This window comes from Synechococcus sp. MIT S9503, assembly GCF_047304175.1.
Classification (GTDB): domain Bacteria; phylum Cyanobacteriota; class Cyanobacteriia; order PCC-6307; family Cyanobiaceae; genus Synechococcus_C.
On the sequence record NZ_CP138955.1, the window covers coordinates 2,479,741 to 2,505,067 of the forward strand.

General features: G+C 60.0%; 19 protein-coding genes and 1 pseudogene. 6 read left to right on the plus strand and 14 right to left on the minus strand.

Annotated features, from left to right (window positions below; genetic code table 11):
- Positions 1-74 precede the first annotated feature (74 nt).
- On the minus strand, positions 75-1,154 hold the full coding sequence (gene psbA / locus SIB56_RS13335; RefSeq protein WP_186490358.1) for a photosystem II q(b) protein: 1,080 nt from the start codon (positions 1,152-1,154) through the stop codon (positions 75-77).
- 174 nt (positions 1,155-1,328) lie between these two features.
- Between psbA and SIB56_RS13340 the strand changes: the two genes are divergently transcribed.
- Positions 1,329-2,945 carry a photosystem II high light acclimation radical SAM protein gene (locus SIB56_RS13340; RefSeq protein WP_413324383.1) on the plus strand — a complete coding sequence of 539 codons (1,617 nt, stop codon included), beginning with the start codon at positions 1,329-1,331 and terminating at the stop codon, positions 2,943-2,945.
- Here SIB56_RS13340 and SIB56_RS13345 read toward each other — a convergent pair.
- The 3 genes from SIB56_RS13345 to SIB56_RS13355 all read right to left on the minus strand — a co-directional run bounded on the left by SIB56_RS13345 (position 2,909) and on the right by SIB56_RS13355 (position 5,365).
- Positions 2,909-3,703, minus strand: a complete 795-nt coding sequence (locus tag SIB56_RS13345) for a CPBP family intramembrane glutamic endopeptidase (protein WP_413327422.1) — start codon at positions 3,701-3,703, stop codon at positions 2,909-2,911. The genes SIB56_RS13340 and SIB56_RS13345 overlap by 37 nt on opposite strands.
- A 65-nt stretch (positions 3,704-3,768) precedes the next feature.
- Positions 3,769-4,089 (minus strand): ATP-dependent Clp protease adapter ClpS, encoded by a 321-nt coding sequence (gene clpS / locus SIB56_RS13350; RefSeq protein ID WP_115124922.1) that lies wholly within the window; start codon positions 4,087-4,089, stop codon positions 3,769-3,771.
- A 49-nt stretch (positions 4,090-4,138) separates the two neighbouring features.
- On the minus strand, positions 4,139-5,365 hold the full coding sequence (locus SIB56_RS13355) for an LL-diaminopimelate aminotransferase (RefSeq protein ID WP_413327424.1): 1,227 nt from the start codon (positions 5,363-5,365) through the stop codon (positions 4,139-4,141).
- A gap of 146 nt (positions 5,366-5,511) precedes the next feature.
- Here SIB56_RS13355 and SIB56_RS13360 point away from each other — a divergent pair, with 146 nt between their 5' ends.
- The 3 genes from SIB56_RS13360 to SIB56_RS13370 all read left to right on the plus strand — a co-directional run bounded on the left by SIB56_RS13360 (position 5,512) and on the right by SIB56_RS13370 (position 10,847).
- Positions 5,512-8,091, plus strand: a complete 2,580-nt coding sequence (locus tag SIB56_RS13360; RefSeq protein WP_413327426.1) for a TIGR03960 family B12-binding radical SAM protein — start codon at positions 5,512-5,514, stop codon at positions 8,089-8,091.
- Positions 8,092-8,352: 261 nt separating this feature from the next.
- Positions 8,353-10,278, plus strand: coding sequence for an Rne/Rng family ribonuclease (locus SIB56_RS13365; protein ID WP_413324384.1), 1,926 nt, complete (start codon positions 8,353-8,355; stop codon positions 10,276-10,278).
- Positions 10,275-10,847, plus strand: a complete 573-nt coding sequence (locus SIB56_RS13370; protein WP_413324385.1) for a ribonuclease HII — start codon at positions 10,275-10,277, stop codon at positions 10,845-10,847. The genes SIB56_RS13365 and SIB56_RS13370 overlap by 4 nt, the downstream gene beginning before the upstream one ends.
- Here SIB56_RS13370 and SIB56_RS13375 read toward each other — a convergent pair.
- Positions 10,821-11,378, minus strand: a complete 558-nt coding sequence (locus tag SIB56_RS13375; RefSeq protein WP_413324386.1) for a DUF1997 domain-containing protein — start codon at positions 11,376-11,378, stop codon at positions 10,821-10,823. The genes SIB56_RS13370 and SIB56_RS13375 overlap by 27 nt on opposite strands.
- 50 nt (positions 11,379-11,428) lie before the next feature.
- Here SIB56_RS13375 and pheA point away from each other — a divergent pair, with 50 nt between their 5' ends.
- Positions 11,429-12,268 (plus strand): prephenate dehydratase, encoded by an 840-nt coding sequence (gene pheA, locus SIB56_RS13380; protein WP_413324387.1) that lies wholly within the window; start codon positions 11,429-11,431, stop codon positions 12,266-12,268.
- Here the strand turns inward: pheA and SIB56_RS13385 are convergent.
- The 9 genes and pseudogenes from SIB56_RS13385 to SIB56_RS13425 form a co-directional block, all read right to left on the minus strand.
- Positions 12,244-13,209: a methyltransferase domain-containing protein gene (locus SIB56_RS13385; protein WP_413324388.1), complete on the minus strand. Its 966-nt coding sequence runs from the start codon at positions 13,207-13,209 to the stop codon at positions 12,244-12,246. The genes pheA and SIB56_RS13385 overlap by 25 nt on opposite strands.
- The gene (locus SIB56_RS13390; protein WP_413324389.1) at positions 13,209-13,871 is read right to left on the minus strand and encodes an LON peptidase substrate-binding domain-containing protein; all 663 of its coding nucleotides are present in this window, start codon (positions 13,869-13,871) and stop codon (positions 13,209-13,211) included. The genes SIB56_RS13385 and SIB56_RS13390 overlap by 1 nt, the downstream gene beginning before the upstream one ends.
- A 57-nt stretch (positions 13,872-13,928) precedes the next feature.
- Complete coding sequence (gene rpsJ / locus SIB56_RS13395) at positions 13,929-14,249, minus strand: 30S ribosomal protein S10 (RefSeq protein WP_006042265.1); 321 nt, start codon at positions 14,247-14,249, stop codon at positions 13,929-13,931.
- Between the two features lie 149 nt (positions 14,250-14,398).
- Positions 14,399-15,598: an elongation factor Tu gene (tuf, locus tag SIB56_RS13400; protein WP_413324390.1), complete on the minus strand. Its 1,200-nt coding sequence runs from the start codon at positions 15,596-15,598 to the stop codon at positions 14,399-14,401.
- A 42-nt stretch (positions 15,599-15,640) separates the two neighbouring features.
- The gene (gene fusA, locus SIB56_RS13405; protein WP_413324391.1) at positions 15,641-17,716 is read right to left on the minus strand and encodes an elongation factor G; all 2,076 of its coding nucleotides are present in this window, start codon (positions 17,714-17,716) and stop codon (positions 15,641-15,643) included.
- Positions 17,717-17,801: 85 nt separating this feature from the next.
- Positions 17,802-18,272 carry a 30S ribosomal protein S7 gene (gene rpsG, locus SIB56_RS13410; RefSeq protein ID WP_066904590.1) on the minus strand — a complete coding sequence of 157 codons (471 nt, stop codon included), beginning with the start codon at positions 18,270-18,272 and terminating at the stop codon, positions 17,802-17,804.
- 76 nt (positions 18,273-18,348) lie between these two features.
- On the minus strand, positions 18,349-18,723 hold the full coding sequence (rpsL, locus tag SIB56_RS13415; RefSeq protein WP_066904579.1) for a 30S ribosomal protein S12: 375 nt from the start codon (positions 18,721-18,723) through the stop codon (positions 18,349-18,351).
- A 62-nt stretch (positions 18,724-18,785) separates the two neighbouring features.
- Positions 18,786-18,890: pseudogene (locus SIB56_RS13420) on the minus strand (AIR synthase); the annotation flags it as partial.
- 40 nt (positions 18,891-18,930) lie between these two features.
- A complete protein-coding gene (locus SIB56_RS13425) occupies positions 18,931-20,619 on the minus strand; it encodes a phosphodiester glycosidase family protein (RefSeq protein WP_413324392.1) in 1,689 nt (562 codons plus the stop codon).
- Positions 20,620-20,723: 104 nt separating this feature from the next.
- On the opposite strand from SIB56_RS13425, the gene gltB reads away from it, so the two are divergent.
- Positions 20,724-25,322, plus strand: a complete 4,599-nt coding sequence (gene gltB / locus SIB56_RS13430; RefSeq protein WP_413324394.1) for a glutamate synthase large subunit — start codon at positions 20,724-20,726, stop codon at positions 25,320-25,322.
- Positions 25,323-25,327 lie beyond the last annotated feature (5 nt).

Below are 25,327 nucleotides of genomic sequence, written 5' to 3' on the forward strand. Positions count from 1 at the left end.
AGCCATCAAAAAGCCCCCTCTCACGAGGGGGCTTTCCGATTCAGCTAAAGCTGAATCTCTTGGAGACTTCAGCCTCAGCCGATGGCGGGAGCTTGCAGAGCCACAGGAGTGGACTCAGCAGCAGCCAGGTCGAGGGGGAAGTTGTGAGCGTTGCGCTCGTGCATGACTTCCATGCCGAGGTTGGCGCGGTTCAGAACGTCAGCCCAGGTGTTCAGGACGCGGCCCTGACCATCAAGGATGGACTGGTTGAAGTTGAAACCGTTCAGGTTGAAGGCCATGGTTGACACGCCCAGGGCGGTGAACCAGATGCCGACAACGGGCCAGGCAGCCAGGAAGAAGTGCAGGCTACGGCTGTTGTTGAAGGAGGCGTATTGGAAGATCAGGCGACCGAAGTAACCGTGGGCAGCCACGATGTTGTAGGTCTCTTCCTCTTGGCCGAACTTGTAGCCGTAGTTCTGGGACTCGCTCTCAGTGGTCTCGCGGACCAGGGAGGAGGTCACCAGTGAGCCGTGCATGGCGGAGAACAGTGAACCACCGAAGACGCCAGCCACACCAAGCATGTGGAAGGGGTGCATCAGGATGTTGTGCTCAGCCTGGAACACCAGCATGAAGTTGAAGGTGCCGGAGATGCCGAGGGGCATGCCGTCAGAGAAGGAACCCTGACCGAAGGGGTACACCAGGAACACGGCGGAGGCAGCAGCCACAGGTGCGCTGTAAGCAACGCAGATCCAGGGGCGCATGCCGAGGCGGTAGGAGAGTTCCCACTCGCGACCCATGTAGCAGAAGATGCCGATCAGGAAGTGGAAGACAACCAGCTGGTAAGGACCGCCGTTGTACAGCCACTCGTCGAGAGAAGCAGCTTCCCAGATGGGATAGAAGTGAAGGCCGATGGCGTTCGAGGAGGGCACAACAGCACCGGAGATGATGTTGTTGCCGTAGATCAGGGAGCCGGCGACGGGCTCACGGATGCCGTCGATGTCGACGGGGGGTGCTGCGATGAACGCAACGATGAAGCAGGTGGTGGCAGCCAGCAGGGTGGGGATCATCAGCACACCGAACCAGCCCACATAGAGGCGGTTGTTGGTGGAGGTGACCCACTCGCAGAACTGCTGCCAGCCATTAGCGCCGGAGCGCTGCTGAATGGTGGTGGTCATGAGAACGGAAAAGAATGTCTCCGAGGAGACGGTTACGGAAGGGCAGGAAGCCCTGCCAACGCTGATTGTAAAGCAACATTGCGCAAGATGTCGCCTGCTTTATGAAGCCGACATGAAGAACCGTTGAGAACTTCCACGGGCGACAGCGGGAACTCAGTTGTTAGCGTCCGCGCCATGCAAGGCCTTCTGCCCCAGCCCGAGCTTCTGCCTCAGCCCAAGCTTGCCGATGAGAGGGTGCTGCTGGTTCGACTGCCCTGCAATCCCATCTTTCCGATCGGCCCGATCTACCTCGCCGATCATCTGCACAAGTGTTTCCCCGGGGTTCCGCAACGCATTCTCGATCTCGCTGCATTGCCCGTTCTGGATGTGCATCGGGTGCTGCGCATCACCATCGATCAGTTCCGTCCCACCCTTCTGGTGTTCTCCTGGCGTGACATTCAGATCTATGCACCCGTGGATGGCAGGGGGGGGAATCCGCTTCAGAACTCTTTTGAAGTGTTCTATGCCCGCAATCCTCTGAAGCGACTGCACGGCGCCCTCGGGGGCCTCCGGCTGATGACCAGTCATTACGGGGAACTATCGCGGAATCAGGCTCTGGTCAGACGCGGGCTGCGGCGGGCCAGGCGGCACCGCCCTGAAGCCAAGGCGGTGCTCGGTGGAGGAGCCGTGAGTGTTTTCTATGAACAGCTCGGGCGATCTTTGCCGAAGGGAACGATCGTCTCCATCGGTGAAGGTGAACCGCTGCTGGAGAAACTTCTTCAGGGGCAATCACTGGATGGCGAGCGTTGTTTCGTTGTTGGTGAGCCGCCCCGGCCCGGGCTGATTCACGAACAGCCGGAAAGTCGTCCGAAGACGGCCTGCGATTACGACTACATCGCCACCATCTGGCCGCAGCTCGGCTGGTACCTCGAAGGGGGTGATTTCTACGTGGGCGTGCAGACCAAGCGTGGATGCCCACACAACTGCTGTTACTGCGTCTACACCGCTGTGGAAGGAAAGCAGGTTCGCCTAAACCCTGTTCAGGAAGTGGTTTCGGAAATGCGACAGCTCTACGACAGAGGCGTCCGCGGTTTCTGGTTCACTGACGCTCAGTTCATCCCAGCCAAGCGATACATCGAAGACGCCAAGGAGCTCCTGCGCGCCATCAAAGCGGAGGGACTCACAGACATCCGCTGGGCGGCTTACATCCGTGCCGACAACCTGGACCCCGAACTGGCGAAGCTGATGGTGGAGACCGGGATGAGCTATTTCGAGATCGGGATCACCTCGGGCTCACAGGAGCTCGTGCGCAAAATGCGCATGGGCTACAACCTGCGCACTGTGCTGGAAAGCTGCAGGATGCTCGCGGATGCCGGTTTCCGTGATCATGTCTCGGTGAACTACTCGTTCAACGTGATCGACGAACGTCCGGAGACGATCCGTCAGACCGTGGCATATCACCGTGAGCTCGAGCACATCTTCGGTGCCGATCTCGTTGAACCGGCGATTTTCTTCATTGGCCTGCAGCCCCACACGCACCTTGAGCAGTACGGGTTCGATCAGGGACTGATCAAGCCCGGCTACAACCCGATGAGCATGATGCCCTGGACTGCGCGCAAGCTGCTCTGGAATCCCGAGCCGATGGGAAGCACCTTCGGAACGATCTGTCTGGAGGCCTTTGACCTCGATCCCTCCGATTTCGGCCGAACCGTGATGTCATTGCTTGAACGTGATTACGGCGTGGCTCCATTGCAGGAGGCTCTCCGGGCGCCGCTTCAGGGCCGGGCCGCTCTGGCCAAGGCCGTCAGCTGACGCCAGAGCAGAACGCACAGAGCAATGATTCCCACTAGGCCCCCCAGTGGATTGGCATGAACACCACCTGGCCCGATGAGCCAGACGGGAGCACTGGGTGAAATCTGCAGAACACCTGATCGCAGCGCGAACCAGCCACCGACCAGCCCACCATGGAGACCGATGCAGCCCCAGAGGGAGCCTCCATCCAGGCGTCTCTGCACAGCAAGAATCAGCCCGAGCAACAACAGGCCTGTCAGCAGACCGAGCATTGGAAACACACCCTGATCGAAGCGTGTGTGCGCAAGGCTGAAGATCGCAGCCTGGCCGATGACCGCCGTTCTGGGACCACTGAGTGCGTTGAGTTCACCCCAGAGCCAGCCGCGGAAAACCAGTTCCTCCGCCAGTCCCAGCCCCAGAAAGAGCAACAGCGCGTTCAGCGCATCGGCTGCGGTCAGCTCACCGAGCCAGCGTCCCCAGGAGCCCAGCAGCAGGGGAAGGCAGATCAGTGCCAGCAGCCCCGCTGAGCGGAGCAGTCCCCGAAGCAGGCAGGTACCGGACGATGCTTCATCGCGCCGGCTGCGCAGCCCCAGCGCCAGCCAGGGTTGACGGCTGTTCCAGCGAAGACGGACCCAGCCGGGCAGCACCAGGATGAACAGAACGAAGGTGATCACCGTGCCGATCAGGGAGATCTGCGAGCCCGAGGCATCGGGCATCACCCGGCCGATGGGTTGGGCCAGCAGCCATCCAAGCCCGTACAACGCTGGAATCAAGGTGATCGCCACGATCCAGCGGGGACGAAAGCTCAGCAGTCCACCCCAGGCGTTTGCAACGGGATTAACGATTACTCCTCCGGCTCGATGGTGCTGGTGAGTCCTTTCCCCTTGAGAGTTTCGCAGTAGAACTCAGCCGGCTCGAGGTCACAGACGATCACCAGCCCAACACCCGTGTTGTGCGCTTCGAGCATCACCGCCATGCAGTCCTGCTCACTGAGCTGGGGTACCACCTGGCGCAGGGTGGTGACCACATACTCCATGGAATTGACCGGATCGTTGTGAAGCAGCACCTTGTATCGGGGGGAGCGTTTTCGAACCTTTTCCGGCGCCTTGTCCAGAACAGCTGCTCCACCTGGGCTACGGCTGGGGGTGTCCACCGCCATGACCATGGATCTCGGATGTTGGCAATTTAGAGGGACTGGGAGCACAGCGAACGAGTCAGAGGGCCTTGATCCGCGCCATCGCGGTGTCGACATTGTCGCGACTGTTGAATGCCGAGAGGCGGAAGTAACCCTCGCCCGCCGCGCCGAATCCGCTGCCGGGAGTTCCGACAACATTCGCCTGGTTGAGCAGGTGATCAAAGAATCCCCAGGAATCCATCCCGTCGGGAGTCTTGATCCACACATAGGGAGCATGTTCGCCGCCATAGATGGTGAGGCCAGCTGCGCTGAGTTCGCGGCGGATGATTGCGGCGTTCTCCATGTAGAAGGACACCAGATCTTTCACCTCTTGCCGGCCCGCCTCGCTGTAGACGGCTTCAGCGCCGCGCTGCACGATGTAACTCACACCATTGAACTTGGTGCTCTGACGCCGGTTCCAGAGACTCCAGAGTTCAACTTGCTCACCATCGGAGGTTTTGCCTCTGAGTCCCTTGGGGACAACGGTCAGTGCGCAGCGCGTGCCTGTGAACCCTGCATTTTTGGAGAACGAACGGAATTCGATGGCGCAGTCACGGGCTCCCTCAATCTCGAAGATCGAGTGGGGAAGGCTGGGGTCCTGGATGAAGGCCTCGTAAGCGGCGTCGAACAGGATCAGGGATCCGTTGGCACGGGCGTAGTCAACCCAGGCCTGCAGCTGTTCCCTCGTCGCCACTGCACCTGTGGGGTTGTTGGGAAAGCACAGGTAGATCAGATCCACCGGTTCGCTGGGGATCTCGGCAGTGAAGCCGTTGTCGGCACTGATGGGCAGATAGCTGAGGCCTGCGTAGCGACCTTCGTCTCCGGATTCACCTGTGCGACCGGCCATCACGTTGCTGTCCACGTAAACCGGATAGACGGGGTCAGTGACGGCGACCTTGTTGCCCTCTCCGAGGATGTCGAGGATGTTGCTGCTGTCGCACTTGGATCCGTCGGAAACGAAGATCTCATCGGCGCTGATGTCACAGCCTCGTGCCTGGAAGTCGTGCCTGGCGATGGCGTCTCTCAGCCAGCCGTAACCCTGTTCAGGGCCATAACCATGAAATCCTTCCGCGGTTCCCATCTCATCGATGGCCGTTTTCATCGCTTCCCGACAGGCCAGTGGCAGCGGCTCCGTCACGTCTCCGATGCCCAGGCGAATCAGTGCTGCATCGGGGTTGGCGGCGCCGAAGGCCTTCACCCGACGCCCGATTTCAGGGAACAAATAGCCCGCCTTGAGTTTGAGGTAATTGCCGTTGACCTGGACCACAGAAAGACCGATTTCTGCGGGCATCCTGCTACATACGATGAAGAAAGTCGGGTCGGCAGACCGTGACAGTCGCGCTGAATACCTCCACCACTCCGGTGTCGTTTGACGAGCTGGTTGATGCGGGCATCAATCGACCCGCTCGCTACATGGGCCATGAACTTGGAGTCGAGCCAAGGGACTGGAACGGTGCGAGAGTCCGCTGGGCCCTCACCTACCCGGAGCTGTATGAAGTCGGCTCCAGCAATCTTGGGCACATCATCCTCTATTCGATCCTCAATGCTCTTCCCGGGCAGGTCTGTGATCGTTCCTACCTGCCTGCAGCTGATCTGGCCGAACGCCTCAGGCAGCGTGAACAGGCACTATTCGGTGTGGAGAGTCGCTGGCCTCTCAATGCGTTCGACATCCTCGGCTTCAGCCTGAGTTACGAGCTGGGTGCCACCAACATCCTGGAGATGTTGGATCTCTGCAGGGTCCCGATCCGGGCTGCAGATCGGGGAGACCTCCCTCTCAACCACCCTGGGGCCCCTCCACTGATCTTTGCGGGTGGGCCGACTGCAACCAGCAATCCGGAGCCTTATGCCGCCTTCTTCGATTTCATTGCTCTGGGCGATGGTGAAGAGCTGTTGGCGGAGATCGGCCTGGTGCTGGCCGAAGGCAAGGAGGCAGGACTGACCCGTTCAGATCTGCTGCTTGATCTGGCACTGGTGCCAGGGGTTTACGTGCCTTCTCTGTATGCCCCAGGGAAGGATGGAGTCAGCCTTGAGCCGCTGAAGCCAGGCTTGCCCAAACGGGTGCTTCGCAGGGTGGCCACGCCGATGCCCCATTACGCGATGGGGCTGGTGCCCCACGTGGAGACTGTCCATGACCGGCTGACTGTGGAAATTCGCCGGGGCTGCACGCGAGGTTGTCGTTTCTGCCAGCCGGGGATGCTCACCCGGCCGGCCAGGGATGTGGAGCCTGAAGCCGTGATCGAGGCTGTCGAGACAGGCATGCGTCAGACGGGGTACAGCGATTTTTCACTGCTTTCGCTCAGCTGCAGTGACTACCTGGCGCTGCCGGCCGTCGGTGTGGAGCTGCGCAATCGACTGGCCGATCGCAATGTCACCCTTCAGCTCCCGAGTCAGAGAGTTGATCGTTTCGATCAGAACATCGCCCATATCCTCGGTGGTGCCCGTCAGGCCGGCCTCACGTTCGCCCCTGAGGCAGGCACCCAGCGTCTGCGCGACATCGTCAACAAGGGTCTCACCGACGATGACCTGCTGCAGGGGATCCGTACCGCCATGCAGAACGGATACCGCAAGGTCAAGCTCTATTTCATGATCGGACTCCCTGGAGAGACCGATGCCGACGTGCTCGGCATCGCCGAAACCTGCCGGATGCTTCAGGAGTGTTGCCGGGATCTGGGACGTCTCAGCCTGAACATCACCATCAGCAATTTCACGCCGAAGCCCCACACTCCCTTCCAGTGGCACAGCGTTTCCACCGCCGAGTTCCTGAGACGTCAGCAGCTTCTGCGAGATGCAGGTCGACGCCTTCGCGGAGTGCGTTTCAACTTCACGGATGTGCGCCTCTCGGCGATGGAGGATTTCGTTGGCAGGGGAGATCGGCGGCTGGCACCTGTGATCGAGGCGGCCTGGCGAGCTGGGGCAGGAATGGATGCCTGGTTCGAAGCTCTGGATCGCACATATAACGCATGGACCAGAGCGATTGCTCATGCCGGCCTGGACGGTCGTTACCGGCAGATGGAGCTCGGCGGTTGGTCGGCGGTGTCGGCTCTTGACCGCGATGATCTCAAGACCTTCTGCCGGCAACCCCTCCCCTGGGATCACATCGACAGCGGTATCGATAAGAACTGGCTTGCAGAGGATCTGCAGCGTGCGCTTGCCTCGACCGTTGTGCCTGACTGTTCGTTTGATGGGTGCAGCAGCTGCGGTGTCTGTGGCCCCGAGCTGGGCCACAACATCGTGGTGGCTCCACCGACGGTTCCCTTGGCCAGGCCACAGCAGGCGCCGCCGAGTGAACGTGCCAGCCGTATCCGCTTTCGCTTCAGCAAAACCGGTGCGATGGCGCTGCTCAGTCATCTCGACCTAGTGCGGCTGCTGGAGAGGGCTTTACGAAGGACCGGGCTGCCTGTGAGCTTCACAGGTGGGTTTCATCCCCTGCCGAGACTGCAGCTGGCTCTTGCACTCCCACTGGGTGTTGAAGGAGAGGGTGAATGGATGGACCTGGAATTTGTCGAGCCTGTGGATGCAATGCAGGTGATGAAGCTCTGGCAGCAGACTCTGCCTCCCGGATTGCATCTGATCTCCGCTGATCCGGTGCCCGTTTCGTCGCCCAGCCTCGCTCAGCAACTGCAGGCCAGTCGCTGGCGCTTCGTGCTCAGCTCCAGCGAGCCGTCGTTGGGATCAGATGCCACCCTCTGGTCGCAGGCCATCACGGATCTGGTCTCACAGAACGAGCTGATCTGGGAGGACACCGACAAGAAGGGACGGCCTCGTCGTCGGGATCTCCGTGGTCTGCTGCGGGAACTGCACCTGCTCCATTGGACGGTGGCCTCACCCGGTTCAGGAGGCTGCAGTGTTGAGCTGGAGCTACTCGCTGCCGTTGATCCGCAGGGACGCAGCCTTAAGCCAGCACAGCTGCAGCTCTGGCTTTCACATCAACTGGGTTCAAAGTTGTCACTCTCCCGTGTTCGCCGGGTGGAGCTCACTCTGGTGCAGTGCTAAATTCAATTGAGGACTTCCATCCGGAGGCTTGAGCCACGGATCAGTCCCGGTCTTCTTGTCCCTTCTTTGTTTGGAACGAGAGGCCTAAGCCTCTGCTCCAGCCAGCGCCAATGCGCTGATGTGGATCGGCCATAGGAGTGACTTACTCCGTGCCATTCCGACCTCAGGGTCTCTTCAAGCAATTTCAATTCACCCCCGTGCAATGGGCCCGATGGCTCGTTGATCGGGATCTGTCCTGACGGACGTCGTCAGATCCTGTTTATGCCCCAGCAAATCGTCATCGCTGAACAGCTGCGCGTCGCGGCGGTTCTGAACGATGATCGTGTTGATGAACTGATCGTGGCGCAAGGTCGCTATCAGATCGGTGATGTTTATCTCGGCACGGTGGAAAACGTGCTGCCCGGCATTGATGCCGCGTTTGTGAATATCGGTGAGAGTGAGAAAAACGGTTTCATCCATGTCACCGACCTCGGTCCACTGCGTCTGAAAAAAGGAGCTGCCGGGATCACGGAACTGCTTGAACCCCGCCAGAAAGTGCTGGTTCAGGTGATGAAGGAGCCCACCGGGACCAAGGGACCACGTCTCACCGGCAATCTTGCTTTGCCTGGTCGCTACCTGGTGCTGCAGCCCAGCGGTCAGGGCGTGAACATCTCACGACGCATCAGTGCAGAAGGGGAACGCAATCGATTGCGAGCGCTTGGAGTTCTGGTGAAACCTCCCGGTGCCGGTCTGCTTGTTCGCACTGAAGCCGAAGGCGTCAGTGAAGACCAGCTCATCGATGATCTGGAGTCCTTGCTGCGCCAGTGGGAGGCCATTCAGAAAGCCGCTGAAACAGCGGCGCCTCCGGTGCTGCTCAATCGGGATGAGGATTTCATCCATCGCATCCTTCGCGACCACACCGGCCCGGAGCTGACGCGTGTCGTTGTGGACGACGCCGCAGCGGTGGAACGTGTGGCCAACTTCATGGGACAGGAGGGGGCGAATGTGTCTGTGGAGGCTCACAACGAATCGAGTGAGCTGCTCGAGCATTTCAAGGTCAACGCCGCCATCAGAGATGCCCTGAAGCCGAGGGTGGATCTTCCATCAGGCGGCTACGTGATCATTGAACCCACGGAAGCTCTCACGGTCATTGACGTGAACTCGGGATCCTTCACTCGCTCCGCCAACGCCAGGGAAACGGTGTTGTGGACCAATTGCGAGGCTGCCGCAGAGATCGGGCGACAGCTCAAGCTGCGCAACATCGGTGGTGTGATCATCGTCGACTTCATCGATATGGATTCCCGCCGAGACCAGCTGCAGCTGCTGGAGCATTTCATGACATCCATGCGCGATGACTCGGCGCGCCCCCAGATCGCTCAGCTCACTGAGTTGGGATTGGTTGAGATGACGCGCAAGCGTCAGGGGCAGAACATTTATGAGCTGTTTGGACGTCCCTCTCCTGGTTATGAACCCGTCCTGCCAGGTCAGGCTCTGCCCCAGCCACAGGCGTCCGCCACCGGTCTCGTGAGATCGTCGGCTTCGGCGAGGGCGGAAGTCTCCGCAACATCCGACTCAGGTGGCGGCCGTCGCCGCCGTGGCGGCCGAGGTCGTGCCAACAGCGCCGTCGGAAATTCTGTCGTTGAATCCGGTCTGGAGCCGACTGTCGCCGTTGAATCATCGTCCGAGGCCACTGAGCCTGCTGGTGCCAATCGGCGTCAGGATCCTGAACTGATCGCTGTTCCGATGGATGATGATCAGGAGAAGGTCTACGGCTGGCTGGGTCTGAACCCTGTGCTGCTCCTGGATCCACCGCCTGACACCGACAATCTGCTGGTGCGTGTGGTGCGACCGGGAGAAGATGCTGACGCTGTCCTGGAGGAAGCCCGACAGCAGCTGGCGGCCAGTTCAGGGCGCCGCCGTCGCCGCGGTTCCCGCGGAGGTCGCGGTGCAGGGCGACAGGCTTCAGCGGCATCGGTGTCGGCTTCAGCATCCACTCCGGGAGTCTCGGCCGATGCTCCGCTGCTTGTTGAAATCACTCCTTTGGAGGGATCGGCTGACAACGCGGCCCCGTCTGATCCGCCGCCCCCTGCAGAGACTGAGTCAAAGGCACCTGAGCCTGTTGCAGTTGCGGTCGCCGAGCCTCACACGTCTCCTGAGGAGGCGCGTCCGGGTCGCCGTCGCCGCCGTTCCTCCGCTGCCAGCGAGTGATTGTCGGCGTTGACGAGGTTGGCCGTGGATGCTGGTTCGGACCTGTTTTCGCTGCGGCTGTCAGCCTTCGCGACTCCGCTGCGCAGGAGCTCTCCATTCTTGGCCTGACTGACAGCAAGGCCCTGTCGCCAAGACGACGGGCTGCCCTGGTGCCGGAGATCGAAGCCCGTGCCACGTGCTGGGCACTTGGCCAGGGGTCTGCCAGAGAGGTGGACACCAAGGGCATCAGGGTGGCGACTGAACTTGCCATGCTCCGTGCTCTTCAAAGGCTTCCCCAGCCCCCTGAGCTGGTGCTTGTGGATGGTGTTCTCACCCTTCGCCCCTGGGCCGGACCGCAGCGCACCATCGTCCGCGGCGACAGTCAGGAGGCATCGATCGCTGCCGCCAGTGTTCTGGCTAAGGAAGCGAGAGATGCGCTGATCCGCCGGCTTGCGCAACGATTTCCTGGTTATGGACTGGAGCGGCATGCTGGTTACGGCACCGCTCAACATCGCGCGGCTCTGCTGGCTTCAGGACCCACCCCGATGCATCGTCACACGTTTCTAACCAAGCTGTTCAGAGGTGTCTGAATCTGTCTCCTGCTGCTCAGTTGACTGCAGACACCAGTCCTGAAAATCCCTGACCAGCTGACGCCCGACCCGACCTTTGATCGTCATCAGGATTCCGCTGAGAATGGACTCTCCTGTGCTTTCCAGCACCCGTTTGGGAATCAGCTTCAGCAAGGGCGGCTGACTCACATTCACACCAAGCCTGGCCTCACCCTTCAGGCCCTGATCAGCGACTTCCAGCACTGCTTCCAGACTCAGCTCGAAGTCATCCACAAGGCCAACTCCCTCAATCGTTGCGTCGGTTGCCTGGATGGTGATGATTCCATCTCCATGCTTGATTCCCAGCCATACCACTGGACAGACCTGGAGCTGAAACACCTTCAGAGTGGTGAGGTCGTAGCGGTAGCGCCCTGGCTCGATCCTGTCGATCTGGCGAGCATCCAGAAGAGCCCTGATCACTCGGTCTTCCTCTCGCAGGTAGCTGCGTAGGCGCTCAGTCTGGTGTTCGACCGGCAGATCTAGATGTTGGCTGGCGCGGAAGGCAAGGGTCATGCCCCTTGTGCTGACGCGGCATGATCCTATCGATGCAAGTGCTTGGATCCATGCCGATGCGGATCGCGTTTCTTGGGCCGGAAGGCACCTACGGTGAGCGCGCAGCCCGGGAAATGCTCCGGCTTGAGCAGATCAGTGCGGCCGAACTGGTGGCTTGCACAGGGCTTCGTTCAGTGGTCAATCATGTTGCTGATGGCCGTTGCGAAGCCGCCGTGGTGCCGGTTGAAAATTCTGTTGAGGGTGGCGTCACGGCCAGCCTCGATGCTCTCTGGTCACATTCCGATCTCTGTATCCGCAGAGCGCTGGTTCTTCCGATCCGGCACGCTCTGCTCGGCAGTGGTTCGATCGAGGGTGTGACCGAGGTGCTGTCACACCCCCAGGCCCTGGCGCAATGCAGTGGCTGGCTGGCAACCCATCTTCCTCAGGCGCTACAGCTGCCAACGACGTCCACAGCCGAAGCAGCCAGGATGGTGAAAGGCAGTCGTTTCAGAGCTGCGATCGCCGATCGTTCCGTCGGGGAACTTCAGGGCCTGACGGAACTGGCTTTCCCGGTGAATGATGTCGCTGGCAACAGGACGCGTTTTCTGCTTCTGCATCGCGGTGAGCGTCTGCGCAATGGCCAGGTGGCCAGCCTGGCGTTTTCCCTGCACCGCAATGCCCCTGGTGCTCTGATCGAAGCTCTTCAGGCCATTGCTGGCCTGGGGTTGAACATGAGCCGAATCGAGTCAAGACCCTCCAAGCGGGAGCTCGGCGAGTACGTGTTCTTTGTTGATGTGGAGTTGCCAATCGCAGCAGCTGATGCCGTGCTGATGGAACTGCAGACTCTTCTTCAGCCGTTGTGTGAGCATCTGGCTGATTTCGGCGCTTATCCCAGCTCGGAGTTCACCTGATCGGAAGACAAACGGAACACACCGAACTGCATCATTCCCCGGGCAAAAGCCCAGCGCATCAGCAACATGGTGGGAGCCTCCCGCAGTCCCTGCAAAAGAGCAGGTGGGCCGAGTCTCAGCACTGCGGCGGGCCTGCGGAACCCTTCCAGAATCGACTCATTCCATGACGGCAGTGTGGCTCTGGTCCAGTCATCGGTGTCCACCAGTCCATGCCGTTGATTGCTGGATTCCAGGTTCTGCCTGAAACCGGGAATGCTGGAGAATTCCGGGTGAGCCCACTGGGTCAGCAGCTGATGCATTACCCAGCGTTCGCGGGCATCGAGTGCGCCATCGCGAGGGTCACGACGGTTCCAATCTGCGGCTGCAAGCGTGCCGCCCGGCTTCAGAACCCGTAGAAGTTCGTCGGCGAAGCGCTGCTTGTCAGGCATGTGCGGTCCTGCCTCCACGGTCCAGACCCCGTCGAATGTCCCGTCCTCAAGCTTCAGATCCAGCGCGTCCATGACCTCAAACCGGCAGGACAGATTGTCGGGCGTCAGGTCAGTGGCACGTTTGACCTGCGCCGGACTGATGCTGATTCCCAGCACATCAAAGCCGTAGTCCCTCGCGAGGATCCTTGCACTGCCGCCGATCCCGCAGCCCACATCGAGAACTTTCGATCCCGGTGGCAGGCGATCCAGTCCGCTCCAGTGCACCAGTTCATGCACAAAATCCGCCTTGGCCTGACGGAAATCACGTCGAACCGGAGGATCGCCGTAATGCCCGAGGTGCACGTGTTCACCCCAGAGGGTTTCAAGAAGCCGGTCCTCTGTCCACGCGTCGTAAGCGGAGGCGACGCTTTCACTGGAGTGATAGGTTCTGCTGCGTCTGGTCCAGAGTGCGTAGGCACCGGCTGCAGCGGCGAGTCCGATGACGGCCGGACCAAGAAAAGTGGAAAGAGACATCAACCGTTGCCTGAATCGGCGGAGGAAAGGGTGTCGCGCAGCACTGTGCGTGCCGCAAGTTGACGACGGGTTTCATCGAGCATTTCGAACTCCTGTTCCAGTCGGGACCGGGTGCTCGTGAGTTCCAGCAGCTCCTGCTGTTGATCTGCCACAGGACCACCGAGGTGGGCCCCGATCCAGAACGAAAGTTCTCTCGGCAGGTCAGGGAGATCCTCCGGCAGTGCCGTGGGGGAATCGGTGAGCTTGCCGGTCAATTCGACCACATCCCGCAGAGCCTTGGTGACTGATTCACTGAGGGTGTGCAGCTGGTCGATGTCAGCTTCCGGATCATCCTCAATCCAGCTCACCATCGCACTGCGGAAAGGGGTCTCGCGGGTCACGTTGAGCACTCTGAAACGCTGCTGCCCAAGCGTCACGATGTTGCTACGACCATCATCACCAGTCTGGTGCTGAATTACCTCAGCGCAGCAGCCGATGCTGGCCATGCTCTGACTGCGTGGATCCCAGCGAACAACCCCGAAGCGGCGGTCACTTTCAAGAACGCTCTGCAGCATCATCCGGTAACGCGACTCAAAGATGTGCAGCGGCAAAACGTCGCTGGGGAACAGAACGACGTCCGGCAGAGGAAATAAAGGCAGTTCTCTGACGGACAGGTCAGCCACACATGAAACAGTCGAAGGAAAGAATCTTAGGCAGCTGACCAGGTGATCGTGCTCGGCTCAGAGCTTGACCTCGATGTCCACTCCACTGGGCAGATCAAGCTTCATCAGAGCATCGATCGTCTTTGCGGAAGGGCTGTAGATATCAATGATGCGGCGATGCGTGCGGGTTTCGAAATGTTCCCGTGAGTCCTTGTCCACATGAGGTGAGCGGAGCACGCAGTAGATCTTGCGCTTGGTTGGAAGAGGAATCGGTCCGATCGCAGTGGCTGCAGTGTTATCGGCGGTTTCAATGATCTTGTCGCAGGACAGATCCAGCATGCGGCGATCAAACGCCTTCAGGCGGATGCGGATCTTCTGCTGGGCAATTGCAGTGGACATGAAGCGCGAAGAAATCTCCTGGGGAGATCACGAGAGGTGGATTGTCGAGGTGCGGATCGAGCGTGTTGAACAACGTTCGATTCATTTGGAGATAGTAAAGGATGGTCTGACAGGAATCAGGCCATCCTTCTGTTCATCTCTGATTCAGATCACTCGATGATCTTTGAGACCACGCCGGCACCAATGGTGCGTCCGCCCTCGCGGATGGCAAAGCGCATGCCCTGTTCGATGGCCACTGGACAGATCAGCTCACCGGTCATCTTGATGCGGTCTCCAGGCATCACCATCTCCACATCGCTGCCGTCGTCAGCGGTGAAAGCGGTGATCTGACCAGTCACATCAGTGGTCCGGATGTAGAACTGCGGGCGGTAGCCAGCGAAGAAGGGGGTATGGCGACCTCCCTCTTCCTTCTTCAATACGTACACCTCACCTTCGAACTTGGTGTGAGGGGTGATGGAACCGGGCTTAACGAGCACCATGCCGCGCTCGATTTCTTCCTTCTGAATGCCGCGAAGCAGCAGGCCCACGTTGTCGCCGGCCATGCCCTCGTCGAGCAGCTTGCGGAACATCTCCACGCCGGTGACCGTGGTCTTGCGGGTGTCCTTAATGCCGACGATTTCGATTTCTTCGCCGACCTTGACCATGCCGCGCTCGATACGACCGGTCGCGACAGTGCCTCGGCCGGTGATGGAGAAGACATCCTCGATCGCCATCAGGAAAGGCTTGTCCACCTCTCTCTCAGGCTCTGGAATGTTGGCGTCAACAGCCGCCATCAACTCCTCGATCTTGGCCTCCCACTCAGCCTCCCCCTCGATGGCCTTCAGTCCGGAGACCTGAACCACGGGGATGTCATCACCGGGGAAGTCGTAGCTGGAGAGCAGTTCGCGAATCTCCATCTCCACCAGTTCGATGATCTCTTCGTCATCGACCATGTCGCACTTGTTCAGTGCAACCACCAGAGCGGGAACGCCCACCTGCTTGGCCAGAAGGATGTGTTCCTTGGTCTGGGCCATAGGGCCGTCGGTGGCGGCACAGACGAGAATCGCGCCGTCCATTTGAGCGGCACCTGTGATCATGTTCTTCACATAGTCCGCGTGGCCAGGGCAGTCCACGTGGGCGTAGTGGCGGGAATCGGTCTCGTACTCAACGTGGGCGGTGTTGATGGTGATCCCGCGCTCACGCTCCTCGGGTGCACCGTCGATATCGGCATAATCCTGGACCTCTGCCTGCCCCTTTTTGGCGAGCACGTTGGTGATCGCTGCAGTGAGGGTTGTTTTGCCGTGGTCAACGTGGCCAATGGTGCCGATGTTGACGTGGGGCTTGTTCCTTTCGAACTTCTCGCGTGCCATTTTGGTTAAAGAATCGGGGGTGGATTGAAAGGGGGGTAGAGATCAGGAATTGCCCTGATTCTTGGAAATGATGGCCTCAGCCACGTTGCGAGGAACATCCTCATAGTGGCTGAATTCCATCGAAAAAATACCCCGACCCTGGGTCATGGATCGGAGTTCGGTGGCGTAGCCGAACATCTCGGCCAAGGGCACCTTGGCCGAGACTTTTGACGTGCCATCGTCAATTGCCTGACCTTCGACCTGCCCCCTCCGAGAGGACAGGTCGCCGATGATCGAACCGAGGAAATCCTCGGGGACCTCGACTTCGACCTTCATCATCGGCTCAAGGAGCACTGGGTTGCACTTCTTGACCGCATCCTTGAAGGCCATGGAGCCGGCAATCTTGAATGCCATCTCCGACGAGTCCACATCGTGATAGGAGCCGTCGACCATGGTGACTTTGACGTCGATCATCGGGAACCCGGCGATCACGCCGGATTCACAGGTCTCCTTCATGCCCATCTCAGAGGGCTTGATGAATTCCTTTGGAACGACACCGCCAACAATTTTGTTGACGAACTCAAAGCCGGATTCCGGTTCTCCTGGCTCCATCTCGATCACAACGTGGCCGTACTGACCCTTACCACCAGTCTGACGAGAGAACTTGCCCTCTCCTCTTGATGAAGCTCGAATGGTTTCGCGATAGGAGACCTGCGGTGCGCCGATATTGGCTTCCACTTTGAATTCACGAAGCATCCGGTCAACGAGGATCTCCAGGTGAAGTTCACCCATTCCGGCAATCACGGTCTGACCAGTTTCAGCGTCCGTGTTGACCCGGAAAGTGGGATCTTCCTCAGCCAGCGCCACCAGTGCCTTGGAGAGTTTCTCCATGTCACCCTTCGTCTTGGGCTCGACGGCAACTGAGATAACGGGTTCCGGAACGAACAGTGTCTCCAGAACAATCGGTTCTTCAACAGAGCAAAGGGTGTCGCCGGTGGTTGTGTTCTTCAGACCCAGAACAGCGCCAAGGTCACCGGCGCGAAGTGCATCAACCTCCTCTCGGTCATCCGCCTTGAGCACCACAAGCCTGGAGATCCGCTCCTTGCTGTCCTTGGTTGAGTTGAGCACGTAGCTGCCCTTCTCGAGAACGCCGGAATACATCCGAACAAAGGTGAGTTTGCCGTAGGGGTCTGCCATCACCTTGAAGGCCAGAGCACTGAAGGGTGCTTTGTCATCGGAGGGACGAACGGCTTCTTTGCCGTCAGGCAGAACGCCCTGGATCGGAGGAACGTCCACAGGAGCGGGCAGGTAGTCGACGACTGCATCAAGCACCAGCTGAACACCCTTGTTCTTGAAGGCGGAGCCGCAGAGAACGGGAACCAGGCCATGCTTCAGAACGCCTTCACGGATGCCGTTCTTCAGTTCCTCAAGTGAGAGCTCACCGGTCTCGAGGAATTTCTCGATCAGTTTTTCGTCGTTCTCGGCGACGGTCTCCATCAGCACGTTGCGCCACTCGTCGACCTGATCCTTCATGTCGTCGGGAACATCAGTGACCTCAATGTTCTGGCCGAGATCATCCTTGTAGATATGAGCCTGATTGGCGACGAGATCGATGATGCCGCTGAGTTCACCTTCAGCGCCGATGGGAAGCTGGATCGGAACCGCATTCGCCTTGAGGCGGTCTTTGATCTGGCCGTGAACCTTGAGGAAGTCTGCTCCCGTGCGATCCATCTTGTTGACGAACACCATCCGGGGAACGGAGTAGCGGTCGGCCTGGCGCCAGACTGTTTCCGACTGGGGCTGAACTCCGCCCACAGCGCAGAAAACGGCGATCACACCGTCGAGCACGCGCATGGAGCGCTCCACCTCAATGGTGAAATCGACGTGCCCGGGGGTGTCGATGATGTTGATCCGGTGATCCTTCCAGCTGGTGGAGATGGCAGCGGCAGTGATGGTGATGCCACGCTCGCGCTCCTGGGCCATCCAGTCGGTGACTGCGGCACCGTCGTGCACCTCACCAATCTTGTGAACCACGCCGGAATAGAACAGAATCCGTTCTGTCGTGGTGGTTTTGCCCGCATCAATGTGGGCGGCGATACCAATATTTCTGACGCGTTCCAGGGGAAAGGCGCGAGCCACAGGAAACTCCGGGGTGGGGCGTAAAAAGGCGGGTGAGATCCTACAGGTCCGCCCTGAGCAAACGAGGCGTCAGAGCGGTGTTGGATCAGTAGCGATAGTGGGCGAAAGCCTTGTTGGCTTCGGCCATCTTGTGGGTTTCTTCGCGTTTGCGAACGGCGCTGCCAGCTTCGTTGGCAGCGTCCATCAGTTCGCCGGCGAGTTTCTGGGCCATGCTGCGGCCGTTGCGGGCACGGGAGAAACTCACCAGCCAGCGAAGTGCCATGGCGGTACCTCGCTCCTGGCGCACTTCCATCGGGACCTGATAAGTGGCGCCACCAACGCGACGTGCCCGCACTTCAACGAGAGGCGTGGCGTTCTTCACAGCCGTTTCGAAGAGCTCGATTGGATCACCACCGGTGCGATCTCCGATCAGGCTGAAGGCGTCGGACAGGATTCGCTGTGCCGTTGACTTCTTGCCGTGCTTCATCAACCGAGCCACGAGCATCGTGGCTAAACGGTTGTTGAACTGGGGGTCGGGGAGGACCGGGCGCTTGACGGCGGCGTTACGGCGTGACATGGACTGTCAGATGAAAAGTGAACTGGTAAAGGTGAAGGTGATGTTGATCGTCGGCCCCCAAGGGAACCTGCAGACGTCATTCCTTCGGAGATTTGGCGCCGTACTTGGAACGGGACTGACGACGATCCTTGACCCCTGCGGTGTCGAGAGTGCCGCGGATGATGTGGTAGCGAACTCCGGGAAGATCCTTGACACGACCGCCCCTGATCAAGACAACCGAGTGCTCCTGAAGATTGTGTCCGATGCCGCCGATGTAAGCGGTGACCTCGAACCCGGAGGTGAGGCGCACACGAGCCACCTTGCGAAGAGCCGAATTCGGCTTCTTTGGTGTGGAGGTGTACACGCGGGTGCAAACTCCACGTCGTTCAGGGCACGCCTTCAGAGCTGGCGATTTGGTTTTCGCCTTGGAGCTCTGGCGCTCGGTCCGGATCAGTTGCTGAATGGTTGGCATCGACGGTCGCGTGGCGGCCGGAGATCCGACCTGATTCGACAATCCACCACAATACCGGGTCGACCTGCGCTGAGGTCGAAATGCATGACTCCTGGAGTGCCTGCAACGGCGGCCTGTCGACACAGTTCGGCTGCTGCGGTTGCGGTGATTTGCAGCGAGGCACCCATGATCCTGGGATCAACAGGAAATCAGTGTGCCAACTCTCGCTTAGCGGCGAACGAGTCCAAGACCGTTCTGAACCCTGGGAGTCACCCCCCGTCCGGTCATCACGGTTCGGTTGGCTGCCAGAAGGGTGGTTGAGCTGCCACCGTCAAGATTTAGAGCGTCCAGCATTCCCAGCTGCCGGAGAGCAAGTGTTGTCTCCAGCAGGGTGGGATCACTGCCATTGGCGCCTTTGAGAGTCATCAGCCAGACGTTGGCGGCATCCTGGGCGACGACCGTCCTCGGCGCCGCAAGGGAGAGGAATCCCGTACTGAAGCCCTCCTGACGGCCTTTCAGCACCACCTGACCGTCGTTCAGCAGAAGCGGACCTCCCGCCAACACATTCGGCTGGTTTCCGACAGGACTGGATGACCGCAGGTTGATGCTGACCTGATCACCGGGCCGAGCGGGAAGTGGCGCTCCTGCACGGGACACAATCAGCGAGGTCCCTGCAGCCAAGGGAACGCCCCGGTTGAGTGCGGCACGATCAAGCTGTTCGGTGACGACTCCATCCCGCACGGTGACGGCTCTCTCCTCTCCGCTGAGAGCCTTGTAGAAGGGCCCCCACGCCCGTGTGTAGCGACTCAGTCCACGTTGGACATAGCCACTGTTGAGAAATCCCAAGCCCCAGCGACGACCCCCATTGACCTGCATGGACTGATCGAGACGGAGACGGCTGAAAAGAAGTTTGTTACCTGGCGTCCAGCCGATCGCTCCCCGGTTGAGAATCGGTCCTGACAACCAGATCCCATCGACACGAAGAGCGCCCAGAGGCAGCTGGCGCACTCGATTGAAGAAACCTCCGTTCACTGCCAGCAGTGCTTTTTCGGGCTGAGCCAGCTGGCTGAGAAAGCGAATCCCTGTCTGTGCTCCACGCGCCGCAAGCGGTCGAAGCCCGAGCGTTCTGCTATTGAACGGAGCGCCTGCTCTGAAGATTTTCACCGGCTTGACTCCGACCCGAACCGTGCGCACATCAAGAACCAGACCGTTGCGGGTTTCGGCCTGGATCACTGGATTGAGCAGAGCCGCCTGCAATGCACTGGCGGTAGTTCGGCCTGCGGAGGATTGCTGGGGCTTCAACCCGTCGATCACGATCCTCCAGGGAGACGCCAGTGTCAGCGTCGGACGATCAGCGCTGTCTTCGAGACGCAGCCCCTGACGTTCGCGTCTGATCTTCAGGCCGACTGTTCGCAGCTGTGCGGCCTGGGGGGCAGTGATCGAAACCCCGAGCAGCAGGTCATTGTTCTGTCGCTGAACCAAAGCAGGCCCGGTGAGATCGAAAACAAGCCGGCCGGCCATGCTGCCGCGCCCCTGACGCAGCTTCAGCACTCTGGGAGTCTTCAGCGCAACCGACAGGACTCCAGCGCGATGGCTGGTTGTGACATTCAGTGACCGGAACCAGGGTGCGGCGTCGATCGCCACTTCATCACCCAGGGAGCGCTTGCTCAGTGTTCCCAAAGGTGATTGCTGACCGAACCATTCCAGTGTTTCGGCATTGGCTGAGCGCCCACGTTGAAAACCGAGGCGTCCGATCAGCAGATCCAGCGGGATCCACAGCTGCTGCGGAGACCGTCGGTCATCCCCAACCCACAGCCAGGACCCCTTTGATTCAGTGCCCCCCACTTTCAGCTTCGTGCCGCTGATCTGATTAGTTGCGCGAATTTCAGCGACCGGTGCCGGAGGAGGGGTAGGCATCAACATGCGCAGACGCTAGCCGGGGTGGCCGATCCTTAGGATCGAAAATGCCCCGTGATGGATGTTGCATCCAGAGCGAAGCCAGCCCGACTTTTATCCAGGTCATGACTCACCTCACCGGCTCCTCCTGGCCTTACAGCGACAGCGCTGCGCCCCAGGCAGTGGCTGGTGAGAAGGATGCCTGTGGTGTGGGTTTTCTGGCACAGATGCAGGGTCATCCCAGCAATTGGGTGCTGAAACAGGCCCTGCGTGGCCTCGGTTGCATGGAGCACCGTGGTGGCTGCGGGGGTGACTCTGACTCCGGAGACGGTGCGGGAGTGTTGTGTGAAATCCCCTGGTCCTACCTCAGAGCGATCTGGCCGGAAGCCAATGCTGCAAAGGGGTTGGCAATGATGTTCCTGCCCACGGATGCTGAGCGCCGCGAGCAGTCTCGACGTTTTTTTGAAGAGGAGGCCGCCGCCCTCCAACTCGAGTTCGCGGGTTGGCGTGAGGTTCCTGTCGACTCGGCGGTTCTTGGGCCAATGGCTCGTGAAACAGCGCCGGCCATCGAACAATGGCTCGTCAAGGGTGGACCCGAAGGTGATGCCTTCGAAGCTCTGCTGCTGCGTCTAAGGCGTCGTGTGGGTTCCAGGGCAAGGCAGGCCTGGGGATTGGAGAAGTCACGCGATCTCTACGTGGCGTCTCTGAGCAGCCGAACCGTTGTCTACAAGGGCATGGTGCGTTCGGAAGTGCTTGCCCAGTACTACGCGGATCTGCGCGATGCCCGTTTTGAAGTGAGTTTTGCGGTCTACCACAGGCGTTTCAGCACCAACACCCTTCCGCGCTGGCCACTGGCCCAACCGATGCGGCTGCTTGGGCACAACGGCGAGATCAACACTCTGCTGGGCAATCTCAACTGGGCCAAAGCCTCTGAAGCCAGCCTCTCGGGAGTCTGGGGGGACGCCGCCGATGACCTCAATCCGGTGGTCAATCCCGCGTTCAGTGATTCGGCGAACCTGGACGCCACGCTGGAGTTGATGGTGCGCAGTGGCCGATCCGTCACTGACAGCCTGATCACTCTTGTGCCTGAAGCCTTCCGTAACCAGCCGGATCTTGACAGTCGCCCTGATGTCACGGCGATGTATGAGTTCAATGCCGGTATTCAGGAACCCTGGGACGGACCGGCATTGCTGGTTTTCGCCGACGGCAAGCGCGTCGGTGCAACCCTTGACCGCAACGGGCTGCGTCCGGCTCGTTGGTGTTCCACTGACGACGGTTTCGTGATCATGGGATCTGAGACCGGTGTGGTCGATCTCAGCGGAAAAACCGTGGTTCAGAAAGGCCGGCTAGGCCCCGGCCAGATGCTGGCGGTGGACCTGCAGACCGGACAGCTCCTCGACAACTGGCTGGTGAAAGAGGACGCCGCTGCTCGTTTCCCTTATGCCGACTGGCTGAATCAGCACCGCCGCAGCGTGCGACCCCAGCCCTGGACTCAGACGCAGCAGGTCGGGGAGCTCGACCTGCTGCGTCTGCAGACCGCCATGGGCTTCACCGCAGAGGATTTCGATCTGATCATCGGTGACATGGCCTCCCTCGGAAAGGAGCCCACCTTCTGCATGGGGGATGACATTCCCCTGGCGGTTCTCTCAGACAAACCCCACCTGCTCTACGACTATTTCAAGCAGCGTTTTGCTCAGGTCACCAACCCGCCGATCGATCCTCTGCGGGAACAGCTGGTGATGAGCCTCGAGATGCATCTCGGAGAGCGGCGTCCGGCGCTGAAACCCCAGGCAGAAGCCGCTTCGGTGATTCACCTTGAAACTCCTGTTCTCAACGAGGCCGAGCTGGAGGGGATCAGCCAGCAAGGACTGCCGGTTCAATTCCTCTCCACCCAGGTGGCTGCTGAATCCTGCACGGGTGGCTTTCAGTCCGTTCTTGAGGCCCTCTGCCAGGCCGCTGAGCAGGCCGTTCATGACGGTGCTCAGGTTCTGGTGCTCTCCGACCGGGTTGATTCCGATGGTTCGACCACACCACTGACTGCCACCACTGTCGCGGTGCCTGCTCTTCTGGCTGTGGGCTCCGTTCACCACCATCTGCTCCGCAGCAAGCTGCGTCTGCGCTGTTCCCTGGTCGTCGACACGGCCCAGTGCTGGAGCACGCATCACATGGCCTGTCTGATCGGCTACGGCGCCAGTGCCGTCTGTCCCTGGCTGACCTGGGAGACCACCCGCCACTGGCTCCAGCATCCCAAAACAAGAAAACGGATCGAGCAGGGGAAGCTTCCCGATCTCAGTGCGGATCAGGTTCAGGCCAACGTTCGTATTTCCCTGGAAAACGGTCTCAGGAAAATTCTCTCCAAGATCGGCATTTCATTGCTTGCCAGCTACCACGGCGCGCAGATCTTCGAGGCGATCGGGCTGGGAGCTGACGTGATCGATACGGCGTTCAGCGGCACCACCAGTCGCGTTGCCGGGATGACCCTGGCGGAATTGGCCAACGAGACACTCTCGATGCATGCCAAGGCGTTTCCTGAGCTGAACCGCAGCAAGCTGGAGTTCATGGGCTTCGTTCAGTACCGCAATGGTGCGGAGTATCACCGCAACAACCCTGAGCTTTCCAAAGCGCTGCACAAGGCACTCGCCCAGGGCCCCGGTTACGACCATTTCTCCACTTACAAGACGCTGCTTGAGAACCGTCCGGTGATGGCCCTGCGCGATCTGCTGGAGTTCAAGGTCGCATCATCTCCACTGCCCCTGGATCAGGTGGAAAGCGTTGAGAGCATCTGCACCCGCTTCTGCACCGGTGGCATGAGCCTCGGAGCCCTCTCGCGGGAGGCTCATGAAGTGCTTGCCGTGGCGATGAACCGCATCGGCGGAAAGAGCAACAGCGGAGAGGGTGGTGAAGACCCTGCTCGTTTTCAGGTGCTCACGGATGTGGATGAAGAGGGTCGTTCGGTCGCCTTCCCCAGCATCGGAGGCCTCCAGAACGGCGACACCGCCTGTTCAGCGATCAAACAGATCGCCTCGGGGCGCTTCGGCGTCACAGCTGAATACCTGAGGAGCGGAAAACAGCTGGAGATCAAGGTGGCTCAGGGAGCCAAGCCCGGCGAAGGAGGTCAGCTTCCCGGTCCGAAGGTTGATAAGTACATTGCCTGGCTGCGCAACAGCAAACCGGGTGTGGCCCTGATCTCGCCACCGCCTCATCACGACATCTATTCGATTGAGGACCTGGCCCAGCTGATCCATGACCTTCACCAGGTGCATCCCGCAGCTCCGGTCAGCGTCAAGCTGGTTGCCGAAATCGGCATCGGCACCATTGCGGCCGGTGTGGCCAAGGCCAATGCCGATGTGATCCAGATCTCCGGACATGACGGCGGCACGGGAGCCTCACCGCTGAGTTCGATCAAGCATGCGGGTGGCCCATGGGAACTGGGGCTTACAGAGGTGCATCGTGCACTGCTTGAGAACGGTCTTCGCGATCGTGTTCTGCTCAGGGCCGACGGCGGTCTCAAGACCGGCTGGGATGTGGTGATTGCTGCCCTGCTCGGCGCCGAGGAGTACGGCTTCGGTTCGATCGCCATGATCGCCGAGGGTTGCGTGATGGCCCGTGTCTGTCACCTCAACAGCTGCCCGGTTGGTGTGGCAACCCAGAAGGAGAACCTGCGTGAGCGCTTCACGGGAGTGCCTGAGCACGTGGTCAACTTTTTCTGGTATGTCGCTGAAGAGGTCCGTCAGCTGATGAGTCTGCTTGGAGTGGCCCGACTTGAGGATCTCATCGGCCGCAGTGAACTGCTCAGGCCCAGGCATGTGTCACTGGCCAAAACCAGCTGCGTTGATCTCTCCAGCCTGCTGGCACCGATCACCGGTTCCGAAGACCGCTCATGGTTGACGCACAGCTCTGAAGCCCACGGCAACGGTCCGATCCTGGAGGATCAGCTTTTGGCTGATCCCGAGCTGATGGAGGCGATTGAAAGCCAGCGAACGATCCGCCGCACCGTTGAGATCATCAACACCGACAGGAGCGTCTGTGCTCGCCTTGCCGGAGAGATCGCTCAGCGTCACGGCAACCGCGGTTTTCTGGGTCAGCTCGATCTCACCTTCCGCGGAGCTGCGGGTCAGAGCTTCGGTGCATTCCTCGTTCGGGGCATGAATGTCCGTCTCGAAGGGGAGGCGAACGACTATGTCGGCAAGGGCATGAACAGTGGTCGCATCACCCTTGTGCCGGCTGATTCAACAGCGCATCCAGGCGAACAGGTGATTCTCGGCAACACCTGCCTCTATGGCGCCACCGGTGGGGAGCTGTTCGCTCATGGGCGTGCAGGGGAGCGTTTCGGTGTGCGCAACAGTGGAGCACGCACGGTGGTGGAAGGCGCCGGCGACCATTGCTGCGAATACATGACCGGAGGGGTTGTTGTTGTTCTCGGGAGCACTGGCCGCAACGTTGGTGCCGGCATGACCGGTGGTGTCACATTCCTGCTTGATGAGGGTGACCGTGTCATTGCGCGTGTCAATCCGGAGATCGTGGCGGTCTGTCCGATTACCACTGCGGAGCAGGAGTCGACACTCAAGGGTCTGCTGGAACTTCATGTCGCAGCTACCGGCAGTGAGAAGGCCACGGCACTGCTCTCCGACTGGCCTGCAGCGAGGAGCCGTTTCAAGGTTCTGGTGCCACCGAGTGAACGAGCTGCGATGGGGTTGACCGATAAACAGGCGGTAGCAGCCTGATTGCT

Excerpts from the sequence above, each read along its gene's own strand:
- SIB56_RS13385 (WP_413324388.1), bottom strand. The coding sequence starts at position 13,209 with ATGTCTCTTTCCACTTTTCTTGGTCCGGCCGTCATCGGACTCGCCGCT.
- psbA (WP_186490358.1), bottom strand. The coding sequence starts at position 1,154 with ATGACCACCACCATTCAGCAGCGCTCCGGCGCTAATGGCTGGCAGCAG.
- pheA (WP_413324387.1), top strand. The coding sequence starts at position 11,429 with ATGCCGATGCGGATCGCGTTTCTTGGGCCGGAAGGCACCTACGGTGAG.
- gltB (WP_413324394.1), top strand. The coding sequence starts at position 20,724 with ATGACTCACCTCACCGGCTCCTCCTGGCCTTACAGCGACAGCGCTGCG.
- tuf (WP_413324390.1), bottom strand. The coding sequence starts at position 15,598 with ATGGCACGCGAGAAGTTCGAAAGGAACAAGCCCCACGTCAACATCGGC.
- SIB56_RS13425 (WP_413324392.1), bottom strand. The coding sequence starts at position 20,619 with ATGCCTACCCCTCCTCCGGCACCGGTCGCTGAAATTCGCGCAACTAAT.
- rpsJ (WP_006042265.1), bottom strand. The coding sequence starts at position 14,249 with ATGTCCACTGCAATTGCCCAGCAGAAGATCCGCATCCGCCTGAAGGCG.
- rpsG (WP_066904590.1), bottom strand. The coding sequence starts at position 18,272 with ATGTCACGCCGTAACGCCGCCGTCAAGCGCCCGGTCCTCCCCGACCCC.
- clpS (WP_115124922.1), bottom strand. The coding sequence starts at position 4,089 with ATGGTCATGGCGGTGGACACCCCCAGCCGTAGCCCAGGTGGAGCAGCT.
- SIB56_RS13340 (WP_413324383.1), top strand. The coding sequence starts at position 1,329 with ATGCAAGGCCTTCTGCCCCAGCCCGAGCTTCTGCCTCAGCCCAAGCTT.
- SIB56_RS13375 (WP_413324386.1), bottom strand. The coding sequence starts at position 11,378 with ATGACCCTTGCCTTCCGCGCCAGCCAACATCTAGATCTGCCGGTCGAA.
- SIB56_RS13365 (WP_413324384.1), top strand. The coding sequence starts at position 8,353 with ATGCCCCAGCAAATCGTCATCGCTGAACAGCTGCGCGTCGCGGCGGTT.
- rpsL (WP_066904579.1), bottom strand. The coding sequence starts at position 18,723 with ATGCCAACCATTCAGCAACTGATCCGGACCGAGCGCCAGAGCTCCAAG.
- SIB56_RS13360 (WP_413327426.1), top strand. The coding sequence starts at position 5,512 with ATGGGCCATGAACTTGGAGTCGAGCCAAGGGACTGGAACGGTGCGAGA.